Origin of the sequence: Manganibacter manganicus, assembly GCF_002075885.1 — a bacterium.
GTDB classification, from domain to species: Bacteria; Pseudomonadota; Alphaproteobacteria; order Rhizobiales; family Rhizobiaceae; genus Mesorhizobium; species Mesorhizobium manganicum.
The window spans coordinates 23,279-37,432 of record NZ_MDET01000027.1; the positions used below are offsets into that span (position 1 = coordinate 23,279).

General features: G+C 57.5%; 12 protein-coding genes. 8 read left to right on the plus strand and 4 right to left on the minus strand.

The features are described 5' to 3' along the window. The first annotated feature begins 3 nt into the window (after positions 1 to 3). From livM to BFN67_RS16520, 8 genes are all read left to right on the plus strand, one after another. The gene (gene livM / locus BFN67_RS16485) at positions 4 to 1,599 is read left to right on the plus strand and encodes a high-affinity branched-chain amino acid ABC transporter permease LivM (RefSeq protein WP_080920653.1); all 1,596 of its coding nucleotides are present in this window, start codon (positions 4 to 6) and stop codon (positions 1,597 to 1,599) included. Next, positions 1,599 to 3,053 carry an ATP-binding cassette domain-containing protein gene (locus BFN67_RS16490; RefSeq protein ID WP_080920654.1) on the plus strand — a complete coding sequence of 485 codons (1,455 nt, stop codon included), beginning with the start codon at positions 1,599 to 1,601 and terminating at the stop codon, positions 3,051 to 3,053. Before livM ends, BFN67_RS16490 begins: the two co-directional genes overlap by 1 nt. Beyond that, positions 3,050 to 3,778 (plus strand): ABC transporter ATP-binding protein, encoded by a 729-nt coding sequence (locus BFN67_RS16495; RefSeq protein ID WP_080920655.1) that lies wholly within the window; start codon positions 3,050 to 3,052, stop codon positions 3,776 to 3,778. Before BFN67_RS16490 ends, BFN67_RS16495 begins: the two co-directional genes overlap by 4 nt. Before the next feature lie 24 nt (positions 3,779 to 3,802). Continuing rightward, complete coding sequence (locus BFN67_RS16500; protein WP_080920656.1) at positions 3,803 to 4,150, plus strand: DUF6867 family protein; 348 nt, start codon at positions 3,803 to 3,805, stop codon at positions 4,148 to 4,150. Between the two features lie 136 nt (positions 4,151 to 4,286). Then, entirely contained in the window at positions 4,287 to 5,405 is a 1,119-nt protein-coding gene (locus BFN67_RS16505) for a branched-chain amino acid ABC transporter substrate-binding protein (protein WP_080920657.1), read from the plus strand. A gap of 165 nt (positions 5,406 to 5,570) precedes the next feature. Further along, positions 5,571 to 9,029, plus strand: coding sequence for a pyruvate carboxylase (gene pyc, locus BFN67_RS16510; RefSeq protein ID WP_080920658.1), 3,459 nt, complete (start codon positions 5,571 to 5,573; stop codon positions 9,027 to 9,029). 146 nt (positions 9,030 to 9,175) lie between these two features. Then, positions 9,176 to 9,316 carry a GapR family DNA-binding domain-containing protein gene (locus BFN67_RS16515; protein WP_080920664.1) on the plus strand — a complete coding sequence of 47 codons (141 nt, stop codon included), beginning with the start codon at positions 9,176 to 9,178 and terminating at the stop codon, positions 9,314 to 9,316. Between the two features lie 171 nt (positions 9,317 to 9,487). Further along, positions 9,488 to 9,742: a DUF2312 domain-containing protein gene (locus BFN67_RS16520; RefSeq protein WP_192856855.1), complete on the plus strand. Its 255-nt coding sequence runs from the start codon at positions 9,488 to 9,490 to the stop codon at positions 9,740 to 9,742. 43 nt (positions 9,743 to 9,785) lie between these two features. Here BFN67_RS16520 and BFN67_RS16525 read toward each other — a convergent pair whose 3' ends face one another. The 4 genes from BFN67_RS16525 to BFN67_RS16540 form a co-directional block, all read right to left on the minus strand. Next, entirely contained in the window at positions 9,786 to 10,298 is a 513-nt protein-coding gene (locus tag BFN67_RS16525; protein WP_080920660.1) for a hypothetical protein, read from the minus strand. Further along, positions 10,295 to 12,535 (minus strand): site-specific integrase, encoded by a 2,241-nt coding sequence (locus tag BFN67_RS16530; RefSeq protein WP_139789221.1) that lies wholly within the window; start codon positions 12,533 to 12,535, stop codon positions 10,295 to 10,297. Before BFN67_RS16530 ends, BFN67_RS16525 begins: the two co-directional genes overlap by 4 nt. Beyond that, the gene (locus tag BFN67_RS16535) at positions 12,535 to 13,482 is read right to left on the minus strand and encodes a hypothetical protein (protein WP_139789222.1); all 948 of its coding nucleotides are present in this window, start codon (positions 13,480 to 13,482) and stop codon (positions 12,535 to 12,537) included. The genes BFN67_RS16530 and BFN67_RS16535 overlap by 1 nt, the downstream gene beginning before the upstream one ends. A 206-nt stretch (positions 13,483 to 13,688) precedes the next feature. After that, positions 13,689 to 14,154 (minus strand): ATP-binding protein (locus BFN67_RS16540; protein WP_139789142.1); only part of this gene is annotated, 466 nt, incomplete at its 5' end.

A 14,154-nucleotide genomic window follows, 5' to 3' on the forward strand; every position in this document is an offset into this window, starting at 1 on the left:
GCCATGACGACAACCGTATCCACCGAGCGTGGCAGCGTTGCCGCGCCCGTGAAGCGAGCCTTCCGCGAGGCGCTTTATGCCGGCCTGATTTCGTTCGGCATGTTCGTGCTGATCGTCGGCCTCAAGACCGACCAGAACATCCGTAATGAGCTGGTGCTGGAGCCGCGTTGGGGGCTGCTGGCGATTGTCGTAGCGCTGACCATGTTCGGGCGTTTCGCCTATGTTGCCTGGCTGCAGCCATTCATGGCGCGCCAGAAGCTGGCCGATACCGTCACCGGCTTGATGCCGGCAAGCGTGACCAGCCGCTTCTTTCGGTTGCCATATTTCATTGCAGCGCTTGTCATCATGGTGGCGCTGTACGTCGTCTCGGGCTCACTTGATGGCTGGCTGGGCGCGGAACTTGCCGGTTATGCGCGTTTCCTGCGCGCGCTCGCCCTCATCTACGCGCTGGCATCGGTATTCTATTATTACCGCGCCTTCATTCATGACCATTTCTCGGCGCTCGGCATCACGGTCATGATCGTTTACCCGGTCTTCGTGGTCCTTACCCTGGCGCTTCTCACCGGGTCCATGGCGGGTGGCTTTCAGGGATCGCTGAAATGGGTCGATAATTTCGGCATCCAGATTCTCATTTACGTAATGCTGGCCTGGGGCCTGAACATCGTCGTCGGATTGGCCGGTCTCCTTGATCTCGGCTATGTCGCCTTCTATGCCGTCGGGGCCTATGCCTATGCCCTTCTTGGTACACATTATGGCCTGTCATTCTGGATCCTGCTTCCGGCTGCGGGTTGCATGGCCGCCTTCTGGGGCATCATCCTCGGCTTTCCGGTTCTGCGCCTGCGTGGCGATTACCTTGCCATCGTCACGTTGGCCTTCGGTGAGATCATCCGCATGGTGTTGATCAACTGGCGTGTGGTGACGAACGGCTCCGCCGGTATTTCCGGCATACCGAAGGTCAGCTTCTTCGGGCTGATCTCATTCGATGTGAGTGCGCCCAACTACATTTCGAAGGTGTTCGACATCGCCCAGTCCGGCGCCTACTACAAGATATTCCTCTATTATCTGATCCTGGCGCTGGCGCTGCTGACGGCGTTCGTCACGGTGCGGTTGCGGCGCATGCCGGTTGGGCGCGCGTGGGAAGCGTTGCGTGAAGACGAGATCGCCTGCCGCTCGCTCGGCATCAATACCACCACCACCAAACTCACCGCCTTTGCCACAGGTGCCATGTTTGGCGGCTTTGCCGGGTCGTTCTTTGCTGCACGGCAGGGGTTCGTCTCGCCGGAATCCTTCGTCTTCCTCGAATCGGCGATCATCCTCGCCATCGTCGTCCTGGGCGGCATGGGTTCGCTGGTCGGCATCGCCGTTGCTGCCGCGGTGATGATCGGCGGCACTGAAATCCTGCGTGAACTCGATTTCCTCAAGGTGGTGTTCGGGCCGGATTTCACGCCTGAGCTTTACCGCATGCTTTTATTCGGCGTGGCTATGGTGGTGGTGATGGTCTGGAAACCGCGCGGCTTTGTCAGTAACCGGGAACCAACCGCCTTCCTTAAGGAACGCAAAGCCGTTTCAGGCTCTTTCACCAAGGAAGGGCATGGCTGATGGATACGAACGCGCCCATGAACAAAGCTCTTCTCAAGCTTGAGCATCTGTCGATGAAATTCGGCGGTCTGGTTGCCATCGGCGATCTTTCCTTCGAGGCCAGACGCGGTGAAATCACCGCGCTGATTGGCCCGAACGGTGCCGGCAAGACCACCGTTTTCAACTGCATCACCGGCTTTTACAAGCCGACCGAGGGTATGATCCGCTTCACCGGCAAGGATGGCGAGGAATTCCTGCTCGAACGCATGCCGGATTTTCAGATCACCGCGAAAGCCAAGGTCGCCCGGACGTTCCAGAACATTCGCCTGTTTTCGGGCATGACCGTGCTGGAAAATCTGCTGGTTGCCCAGCACAACAAGCTGATGAAGGCCTCTGGTTATACGATCCTGGGCTTGCTTGGCATTGGCGGCTATCGCGCGGCATCCGCTCAAGCGATCGAGCAGGCCAAATACTGGCTGGAAAAGGCTGAGCTTACAGATCGCGCCGACGATCCCGCCGGGGATCTGCCCTATGGCGCGCAGCGGCGGCTTGAGATCGCGCGCGCGATGTGCACCGGCCCGGAGCTCCTATGCCTCGATGAGCCGGCCGCCGGCCTCAACCCACGCGAGTCGCTGGCGCTGAACACGCTGCTCAACGATATCAAGGCCAATACCGGCACATCGATTCTGCTTATCGAACACGATATGTCGGTAGTTATGGAGATTTCCGACCATATCGTTGTGCTCGAATATGGCCGCAAGATTTCTGACGGCGATCCAGAATCGGTGCGCACGGATCCGCGTGTCATCGCGGCCTATCTCGGCGTTGACGACGAAGAGGTCGAGGACGTGCTGACGGAGGTAGGTGACGAAGAGATCATCGAAGATCTCGATGCCGGACCAGATCCCGAACATGGACCGGCTGCCTCGGCCTCGATGCTGGCGGGCTCGGTCTCGGAAACAGTCGAACATCGCGACGACGAGCGCGTGACAGTGTCGAAGGGTGCGTCAAAGGCGGCACAGGTCGAGGCGCGTGCGGCCAAAGCCGCCTCCGGCCGCACCGGAATTGCCAAGGCCAGCACGGACAAAGCCAGTTCAGCAAAGGCAAAAGGAAAGAAGGCTGATAAGCCGGCGGCGCGGGCGGTCAGGCCTGCCGCAAAGGCCACCACTTCCGCTACATCGGCATCCAAGGGCGTTTCCAACCGGCTGGCTGCGCCACGCGGCAACCGGCCAGACGATCTTACTCTGATCAAGGGCATCGGCAAGATCAACGAAAAGAAGCTCAATGAGCACGGTATCTTCCATTTCGACCAGATCGCGGAATGGAAGAAAATCGATGTCGAGGCTGCCGAAAGCTATCTGGCGTTCGATGGCCGCATCGCGCGTGAAGAATGGGTCAAGCAGGCCAGGCAACTTGGAAAAGGCAAGACGGCGAAACCCACAACGGACAAGCAGCGTGGGGGAACCAAGTCATGACCGGCAAGACGCTGCTCGACATTCGTGGAGTCCATACGTTCTACGGCAATATCCAAGCGCTCAATGGCGTGGATGTTACCGTCAATGACGGCGAAATCGTAGCGCTGATTGGTGCCAACGGAGCCGGCAAATCGACATTGATGATGACGATTTTCGGTGCGCCGCGGGCGCGATCGGGAAAGATCGTTTTCGCTGGCACCGACATTACCCAGTTGCCTACACATGAGATCGCGCGCCTTCGAATCGCACAGTCGCCGGAGGGGCGGCGTATCTTTCCGCGCATGACAGTGCTGGAAAACCTGCAGATGGGCGCCAGTCTCGACAAGATGAAGCATTTCGACGAGGACGTGGAGAAAGTCTTCGTTCTGTTCCCCCGACTCAAGGAGCGCATCGACCAGCGCGGCGGCACGCTGTCAGGCGGAGAGCAGCAGATGCTGTCGATCGGTCGCGCGTTGATGGCAAGGCCGAAGCTGCTTTTGCTGGACGAACCGTCGCTCGGTCTTGCGCCGCTTGTCGTCAAGCAGATCTTTGATGCCATTCGCGAATTGAACCGGACGCAAGGCCTGACAGTCTTTCTCGTCGAGCAAAACGCCTTTGGTGCGCTGAAGCTGGCGACGCGTGGCTATGTGATGGTGAACGGCAACGTCACCATGAGCGGCACGGGCAAGCAATTGCTCGCCGATCCGGACGTTCGCGCGGCCTATCTCGAAGGCGGACGGCACTAAGCGCGCCGATTAGGAGGATAAGTCATGCAAGGCATTCTTCACGAGGAAGCCTCGATCTGGCAGTTCATCATGGTTACCTGCGTGCTCGGTGGCTGGGCGGCATGGATGACCGGCCGCGCTTGCGCGCAGACTTGGCGGCCGAAGCTTACGCTGTTCTTCTATCTGTTGGGACTCGGCCTCGTTGTGCGGTTCATTCACCATGCGCTATTCGACGGCACCATGCTTTCACTGCAGTACTATGTTGCCGATACGATCGTGCTGATGATCATCGGGTTCCTCGGCTATCAATATACCCGCACCATCCAGATGACGACCCAATATCACTGGCTCTACGAGAAGGCGTCGCCGTTAAGCTGGAGGGCGAAAAGCTGACGCTCGATCGCGCCCCTCTCACGGGGATGAAACGGGGTGACAAGCGTCGGAAAATCGGCAAAGTACACTTTCTGCGATCTGGGTGGGCATCGCATGAAAGCGTCATTCACGCCCACTCCGTTAATGGGAGCGTTACATGAAGAAATCACTTTTGTCCGCCGTCGCCTTGAGCGCAATGCTGGCGTTTGGCGGCAGCGCATGGGCTGACGTGCTGATGGGCGTTGGTGCCCCGATCACGGGCCCGAATGCCGCATTCGGCGCACAGTTGCAGAAGGGCACGGAGATGGCCGTCAAGGACATCAATGCTGCTGGCGGCATGAATGGCGAGCAGATCAAGCTCAGCGTCGGTGACGACCAGTCGGACCCGAAGCAGGGCATTTCGGTGGCCAACAAATTTGTCGCTGACGGTGTCAAATTCGTCGTCGGCCACTTCAACTCGGGCGTCACCATCCCTGCCTCGCAGGTCTATGCCGAAAACGGCATACTTGATGTGACGCCGGCAGCGACCAACCCGCAATTCACCGAAGCGGGCCTTTGGAACACGATCCGCGTCTGCGGTCGCGACGATCAGCAGGGCGACATTGCCGGTGCTTACATCGCAGAGCACTTCAAGGATGCCAAGATCGCCGTCATCCATGACAAGACACCTTACGGCCAAGGCCTCGCCGACGCCACCAAAGCGGCCCTGAATAAGCTGGGCATGAAGGAGGTCCTGTATGAAGGCGTCAATGCGGGCGATAAGGATTTCTCGGCCCTGATCGCCAAGATGAAGGAAGCCGGCGTCACGTTGATCTACTGGGGTGGGCTGCATACCGAAGCCGGCTTGATCATCCGTCAGGCCGCAGATCAGGGCCTGAAAGCGCCGATGTTCTCCGGTGATGGCATCGTTTCCAACGAACTGGCCTCGATTGCTGGTGATGCGGTCGCGGGCACCTACAACACGTTCGGTCCTGATCCGCGCAAGAACCCGGCCGCCAAGGAGGTCGTCGAGAAGTTCCGTGCCTCGGGCTTCGAGCCGGAAGCCTACACGCTCTATTCCTATGCTGCCACGCAGGTCATTGCACAGGCCGCCAACAAGGCTGGCACGAACGATCCGCAGGAAGTCGCCAAGGCGATCAAGGAAAAGGGGCCATTCAAGACCGTGCTCGGCGAACTCTCCTTCGATCAGAAGGGCGACCGCACCGATGCCGACTATGTCGTCTATCAGTGGAAGAAGGGTGACGACGGCAAGTACAACTACTTCCAGATCGACTAAGCTATTCCATTGTCGATTCGAATGCCCGGCGCATTGCGCCGGGCATTTTTATTTTACGGCCGTGAGGTTCCGACACGGCCATTTTTGTCGCGAATATGTTTGCGCTGCAGCATTTCCAACGCTAATCAGGCTTGCGTTTTCCTCCTTACCTAACGGGAGCAATCCTTGCCGATCAGCAAAATCCTCGTCGCCAATCGCTCAGAAATTGCAATCCGCGTCTTTCGGGCAGCTAATGAGTTGGGCTTGAAAACCGTCGCGATCTGGGCGGAAGAGGACAAATATTCGCTGCACCGCTTCAAGGCCGACGAGAGCTATCAGGTGGGACGTGGCCCATGGTTGACCAAGGATATGGGGCCGATCGAAAGCTATCTATCGATTGAGGAAGTGCTTCGCGTGGCCAAGCTGTCCGGCGCCGACGCCATCCATCCCGGTTATGGCCTGCTGTCTGAAAGTCCGGAATTCGCGGATGCATGCGCAAAGGCAGGTATTACCTTTATCGGCCCGGCGCCGAAGACGATGCGCAGGCTTGGCAACAAGGTGGCGGCACGCAATCTGGCGATCGAAGTCGGTGTGCCTGTGGTGCCCGCGACCGAGCCGCTGCCCGACGATATGGAGGCGGTGAAGAAACTCGCTGCTCAGATCGGTTATCCGGTCATGCTCAAGGCATCCTGGGGCGGTGGCGGGCGTGGGATGCGCGCTATCCGCTCCGAAGCCGACCTGGCCCGCGAGGTCATCGAAGGCAAGCGCGAAGCCAAGGCCGCTTTTGGCAAGGATGAGGTCTATCTCGAAAAGCTCATCGAGCGCGCGCGCCATGTCGAGGTGCAGGTGCTGGGCGATAAACACGGCAATGTCGTGCATCTTTACGAGCGGGATTGTTCGATCCAGCGGCGCAACCAGAAGGTCGTTGAGCGCGCTCCGGCACCCTATCTCGACGCGGCTCAGCGCGAGGAATTGTGCGGCTATGCACTCAGGATCGCGCGAGAGACAAGTTACGTCGGTGCCGGGACGGTCGAATTCCTGATGGATGCCGATAGCGGCAAGTTCTATTTCATCGAGGTTAATCCGCGCATTCAGGTCGAGCACACTGTCACCGAGGAGGTGACAGGCATCGATATCGTCAAGGCGCAAATCCATATCCTCGACGGGCACGCGATTGGTACGCCGCAATCGGGCGTGCCGGCGCAGATGGATATCCGTCTCAATGGCCATGCATTGCAGTGCCGTATCACCACCGAAGACCCCGAGCACAATTTCATTCCCGATTACGGCCGCATCACCGCATATCGAGGCGCAACCGGTTTCGGCATCAGACTCGATGGCGGTACCGCCTATTCGGGCGCGGTCATTACCCGATTTTACGATCCGCTTCTGGAAAAGGTGACGGCATGGGCACCGACTTCCGGTGAGACGATCGCGCGCATGAATCGGGCGCTGCGCGAGTTCCGCATCCGTGGCGTGGCAACAAATCTCACCTTTCTCGAGGCGATCATCCGCCATCCGGATTTCGCCAACAATTCCTACACAACACGTTTTATCGACAACACTCCGGAATTATTCAGCCATGTGCGCCGTCAGGACCGCGCCACCAAGCTGCTCAACTATCTTGGCGATGTGACCGTCAATGGCCATCCGGAAGCGCGTGGCCGACCGCAGCCGAAAGCCGATGCCGCAATGCCTGTCATCCCCTGGTTTACCGGGCCGATCGCCGACGGCATGAAACAACGGCTCGATGCGCTCGGTCCGGAAAAGTTCAGCCGCTGGATGCGCGAGCAGGACAAGGTGCTGGTCACAGATACGACGATGCGCGATGGGCATCAGTCGCTCTTGGCAACGCGCGTGCGCACGCACGACATCGCCCGCATTGCTGGCACCTATGCGCGTGCGCTGCCGCAGTTGCTGTCACTGGAATGCTGGGGCGGCGCCACCTTTGATGTTGCCATGCGTTTTCTCACCGAGGACCCCTGGGAACGGCTGGCGATGATCCGCAAGGCTGCGCCCAATATCCTGCTGCAGATGCTGCTACGTGGTGCGAACGGTGTCGGCTACACGAATTATCCTGACAATGTCGTGCGTTATTTCGTGACTGAGGCAGCACGCGGCGGCGTCGATCTGTTCCGTGTTTTCGACTGTCTCAATTGGGTCGAGAACATGCGCGTGGCCATGGATGCGGTCGCCAGCGAGGGTAAACTCGTCGAAGCGGCGATGTGCTATACCGGCGATATCCTAGACCCCGAGCGCGCTAAATACGACCTGAAATATTATATTGGCCTGGCAAAAGAACTGGAGGCAGCCGGCGCGCATATTCTCGCGGTCAAGGATATGTCAGGCCTCTTGAAGCCGGCTGCGGCGCGGGTGCTGTTCAAGGCGCTGCGCGAGGCGACAGACCTGCCGATCCACTTCCATACGCACGACACGTCCGGCCTGTCGGCGGCGACTGTGCTGGCGGCTGTGGAAGCGGGCGTCGATGCCATCGACGCGGCGATGGACCCATTCTCGGGCAACACTTCGCAGCCGTGCCTGGGCTCGATCATCGAGGCGCTCAAGGGCTCGGACCGTGCTCCCGATCTGGACCCGGAATGGATTCGCCGCATCTCATTCTATTGGGAGGCGGTGCGCAATCAGTATGCGGCCTTTGAGAGCGATCTGAAGGGACCGGCCTCGGAGGTCTATCTGCATGAAATGCCGGGCGGCCAGTTCACCAATCTCAAAGAGCAGGCGCGCTCGTTGGGCTTGGAAATGCGCTGGCATGAGGTGGCGCAGGCTTATCATGACGTCAATTTGATGTTCGGCGACATCGTCAAGGTCACGCCTTCATCCAAGGTGGTGGGCGACATGGCGTTGATGATGGTCAGCCAGGATTTGAGCATCGCCGACGTTGAAAACCCCGCCAAGGATATAGCCTTCCCGGATTCGGTGGTGGCGATGCTGCACGGCGATCTTGGCCAGTCGCCGGGCGGCTGGCCCGAAAAGTTGCAGAAGAAAGTATTGAAAGGCGGCAAGCCGATTACCGTGCGCCCCGGTTCTCTGCTCAAGCCGGCCGATCTCGATGCCGAACGCAAGATGATTTCGGATAAGCTCGGCCGATCGCTTTCCAATCAGGAATTCGCTTCCTGGCTGATGTATCCCAAAGTGTTTTCCGATTTCGCTGCCGCGCAGGAAAGTTACGGCCCGGTCAGCGTTCTGCCGACTCCGTCTTATTTCTACGGAATGAAGCCGGCTGACGAGATCTTCCTCGACCTCGAAAAAGGCAAGACGCTGGTGGTGCGTTGTCTCGGGATCGGTGACGCCGATGACAAAGGCATGGTCACCGTATTTTTCGAACTCAACGGCCAGCCGCGCCGGGTGAAGGTGCCGGATCGCACGCATGGTGCGGGCGCGGCAAAGGCGCGGCGCAAGGCGGAGCCGGGCAATGACGCGCATGTCGCGGCACCGATGCCCGGTGTTGTCTCGGCCGTACCGGTGGTGGCGGGGCAGGCGGTGCGGGCGGGGGACGTGCTGTTGTCCATCGAGGCGATGAAGATGGAAACTGCCCTCCATGCCGAGCGCGACGGCGTCATCGCCGAAGTTCTGGCCCGCGCTGGCGATCAGATCGACGCCAAGGACCTTTTGATCGTTTACGGGTGATGCCGTCCTTCACGAATGGGCTTGCCGCAACATTCCTCTTGCGGCGGATATTGCCTTGACCCGTGCCGCGCGGTCGGGCATCGAACCTCGCGAATATCTGCTGATGCCTGTGCGAGTCGGCGGGAAAGAACGTTATGGAGAACGACATGGCCGACGAGATCACTGAACCCAGCCAGACCGTAGCCGCCGGCCAATTGCGTGCCCTGATCGAGCGCATCGAGCGGCTCGAAGAAGAAAAGAAGACCATCGCAGACGATTTTCAAACATCCGTCCCCCTTTCCCGATAGAAGAATCTTATTTGCTTAGAAAGGGTTAGCGTTACTGATCGTTATCAGGAGGCACCCGATAGGGCGTAGGGTTCGAGATTCACCGGCGCGGGAAAATTGGGATCACGTCTTACGCATTGCTGAGCGCCCATTGTCCGCGTTCGGTCTGGTCAACTAGGAGTCATCATGAGCATGGAAGAAGTCGCCACGAAGGACACTGTCGCCGCAGCGGAATTGCGGCAGCTGATCGAGAGGATCGAGCGGCTCGAGGAAGAGAAAACTACGCTGCAAGATGATATCAAGGAGGTGATGGCTGAGGCCAAGGGGCGCGGTTATGATACCAAGGCGATTCGTACGATAATTCGCCTCCGCAAGAAGGATCCCAGCGAGCGTCAGGAGGAGGAAGCAATGATTGATCTCTATAAGGCTGCCTTGGGCATGGAATAGATGTAACGGTAGAACCGAAACGAGCAGAAACGATGACGTGTTATTAGTTTCTCGCCAGCTTTTGTTCTGCTAAAAGGCGGAGTTTTCTTTCGGATTCTACAGACTTTAGAAGCCGTAAGATGTCTAATCCACGCGACGCGAGAGCAGCCTCCAATTCACTATTTTTCTTACGCAGAATCGCGACCTCGTTTCTGACGATTTTCTTCTTTTGAGGCTTATCGCCGTCTCTCTTCCTTTGCAGATTTTCCGCAAAGGAAGAGAGACGGCGATATTGTATGTCTATTTTTTGCTTCAGATCAGCATGAGTTTTATGGAGCGTATCGTTGCCGACGCGCTTCCACGCCAGGAAGCCATTGGTTGAACGAGGAACACCTCTTGCCAAAGCTTCCTCATACTGTTGCTGCGTCCGGATTAGCTGCAGTTGATCGAGTCCATCTTGAATTCGGCGTCTGGCCTCCTCCGATCTCGCCCTGGCGATCGGCGGAGCTTTGTCGCTAGCGCGCGTGCCTTTGCGATTCAGACGACGCAACTTGAACGGCCTTAGTTCATCGATCAAATGTCATCCTCCTCTCCTGCGTAGAGTCCAGCTATGCGCTCACCATCAACAGCGGCTTCAATGAGTTCCTTCGGCGCGCCCGCGGTTGATTGCATTCGTCGGTGACGGTGCAGGGCCGAGCTCCAGAAGGGCTGAAAAACGCGATGAGTGGCAAAGTTGATGCACTTTCCACATTCATTCGGTTCCTTACGTCCGCTCGGCCACTTGTCCGTTAATTTACCGTCCTTGATACATTTGGCTTTCCGTGCCGCGCCGAGCCACCACATGCAATATCCCCAAGGAGTCGGATGTAACAGAATCCCTTTTCTTTCAACCTGGACCGCGATGGCGTCGGCCATTTCGGCAGGGTCAGAGATGTGGACTTGCAGCAGTGCAAACCATCTCCTGATTCTTCGACCTGCAGGCCCAGCCAGATCGAGTCCGTTAAACGCCGCCTTCTCCATCATGTCGTGGGTGAATTCTCGCTGCTCTTCCCCAAGGACCTCTCCGTGATATGCTGACGACCCATACCGCACCGTCGTTTCAACATCGACATGGCGAAGATGCTTCTTGAGTGCGTCGAGTCCGTCACCCAACTCGAAATACCAAACCCAAGTGATTGCGAAGAAGCGGCGCAGTTCGTGTGGGTTGATCAGCCATATGTGCCCGAGTTCATCCGGCGGAACAGCAATTCGCTTGCCGAACGTCTCGAGCCTTTGCCTGATCGTAGTTTCGTCCGGGACGCTGTCGCCATTTCTGTTTTCTGCCATGAAAAGCTTCGAAGAGTCTTGTCGAATTCGGGCATCCTTTCCGAGGGCGATGGCAACCTCGACTGCCTGTGTCACTATCTTTGGACAAGGGCGGCGGTTGGAGATACCTCTTTTCGCATTTGTCTCCTTGAAGATTGAACTCTCCAGGTAATCACCATCCAAGCCATGATGAAGGCAATCAACCTCGATTTCGAGTACCTCGGACAGTCGATCGGCCATGAACGCACCGATGACAATAAATACTGCCGACCAGAGGTCGTTGATAGCTGCCTCCAAGCTACGTGTACCGTGCCGGCTGGAAGATACGGTTTCGATAGGCCACGGTGAAGCACTTCCATTTCGACCTGTGAATGGTAGCCCAAGGCTCTTTGCTCTCATCCCTACTAGTCGCGAAGATCGGCCGGAGGTCAGTTCCGGGTTCGGTATCGATCGTAGCTCTGCAAGAAGCGACGATGCTTCCTGCTCTCCCTTCGTGAACGAACTCTGGTTGATGGTTCTCTCGAATCTCACGATGAGTTCCGCGTGTTTCGGAGCGTATAGGACTGGTGCCGAAACCCCGAGTTCATACGCCAATTTCGTGCGGTCCACTTGCCCTTCATTCACCCACAAACTTTTCTTCTGTGAGGCGAGGTTGGACTCTAGCAATTTGGCAAGCGTATAGAGCGTGGTGCCAGGCGGGCGTCTGGAAGGTTGTGGCGTCTCCAAGCCCGCGCGAGATAGCCTCCTTTTCAGGGTAATAATATCGTCAGCGTAGTCTGACACAAATTGAATAGCCGCATCCAGATAGTGTAGGGCAGTGGCCGGCGGTATCGAGCGGGTTCGCCCCGTCTCAGCGCCGAGTTGTCGTGCCAGCATGATCGCATCATTGGGCGACGAAAACGGCTCAAAGCTCAGACCATCATCCAAGAGGCGTGAACCATCATCCATAATGACAATGTGGAAGTCCCGGAGGTGCTGAAAAACGCGAAATATCTCAAGTATGCGAGATGCACTAAGCCTCTCTCGCTTCTGACGGTTGGGGCGGCCGGCAAGCGACGGGAGGCCTTTCGAGACATTTGTCTTGAGATATTCCCAGTCAACCGGACTGATGTCTGAAAGGCGTTTCAGACCCTTGAAGATCAGCCAGTCAATGATTCCAGTTAGAGTGTATGCTCGATTTATTGCGGTTTCATGGCTGTTGACATCGAACATATCATTCGGATCGAAAAGAATTATTGCAAGAAACATTCTTGCAGTTTCTAGCAATTCTTTACTCTTATTGTCGGTCAATCTGCTTCCATCATTAAGCAACTTATCCCAACGGATGGAGTGTGTTCCCGTCAGCCTCTCACTCTTGAATATCCATTTAGGAGCGTTCCAGGGTGAGATAAGACCAATGGCAGCGGCTAACAGTTGAGGGTCAATTCGGCCCAGCGGTTTCATTCTTGGACGGTGGCCGGGTGCGGCTAAATGATTGACGATGATCGTTTTGGCGGTTCGAGAGGACATCAACGGAGATCTCCGTAGACGATCTCAAACTCGTCAGCGATTGCCTCGCCCCTGAGGCGAGTATCGGCGTTCATCTTTTGAAGAGCCACATTGAGAAGCAGCAGCAACGGGGCCCAAGTCTCGTACCAAGAGGGACTTGACCGCAAGCTTGGAGTTTCGGCAATTATGTGCCGACGGAACGCATGCATTTCCGCAGCCACGTATTTGTCTTCAACTATGAAGTTCTCGCCATGTGTGATCCAATGCGCGATGGTACCTTCCTTATCTGGGGCCTCGTCCGCGGTCGCCACGGATTGATGTTGCCAACCACCGAAGCCCTTTTTCCGTGCCTTAGCGAGAATCGTGTCCGCCCGTTCTGAGGTCAGTCCGAAAGCCGTTCGGATCTCGTCGTGTCCGCGAGTCGCGGACGCAAACATGAACTCCTGAACTTCTCGCACTTTGCCCTGGTTCAGGAGATGCGTCGCATGATTCTCGACGTACCGAGCGCTCGTTGTTGGGCTGGCATGCTGTGCCTTTCGCTGGACCCGAAGAATACTGTTTCCAGACTCGAGAGCTTCTTTCAGAAGGATTGTCGTGCGGATCAGGTCCAACGTGATCGGATACTCCGCCAAAATGGGATGCCGGCGACGAAAACGATGCCATGCTTGGTTTTGGGCCGCCTCGCTAAGGCAGGTCACGGCGTCGGCGCTAGCCTTTCGGCGTGTCGCCCCGGCCTTATGATGCACCAGTAGGAGTCGGTCGCGCTCGCTCGGATCTGCATGAGGGATCAAACGCTTTCTAAGCGCAATTAGACACTCCACTGCCCTTGGTGCACTGATATGCGCGTTACTACCGTATTGTAGCGCTGTTGCGGAGCCAAGTTCGAGTTCGGCTGTCAGCAGAATGCCGCCAGCACGATCCTTGAACCATGAAAGCAAAAAGAGATCCGAATTCTCTGTTGCGGTCAAACAATTGTCCCTGAGATCAAGCCCACAGGAGACATTCATCGCGGTATCTATGAGAATTACGATCAGAAAGGTGTCAACGGCGGAGCAAAATCAGGCCATTGGGCGGCGCAAAAGTAGGCCACTTCGCGCCGCAAGTGGGGAACGTCGGGAGGGCGTAGCCCGACCAGAGTTTCCCGCTTGCGGCGTCGGCGATTTTTGTGAGGGTTTCAGCCAGCCTTTCGGGCGCGGCTTTGAGCGAGACGGTAGCTATCGCCGTTCATCTCGAGAATGTTGACGTGGTGGGTGATGCGGTCGAGCAGAGCGCCGGTCAGGCGTTCCGACCCCAGCGTTTCCGTCCATTCGTCAAAAGGAAGATTGCTGGTGATCAGGGTCGCACCGCGCTCGTAGCGTTGCGAGATCAGCTCGAACAGCAATTCTGCCCCGGTCTTGGAGAGCGGCACGAAGCCGAGCTCATCGATGATGAGGAGCTTGTAGCCAGCCGTCTGCTTCTGGAAGCGTAGCAGACGCCGTTCGTCGCGGGCCTCCATCATCTCGCTGACCAGGGCGGCAGCGGTAATGAAGCCGACGGGAAGGCCCTTCTGACACGCCGCCAGGCCGAGGCCGAGCGCGACATGGGTCTTGCCCGTGCCGCTGGGACCGAGCGCGATGACGTTCTCGCGGCGCTCGATCCAT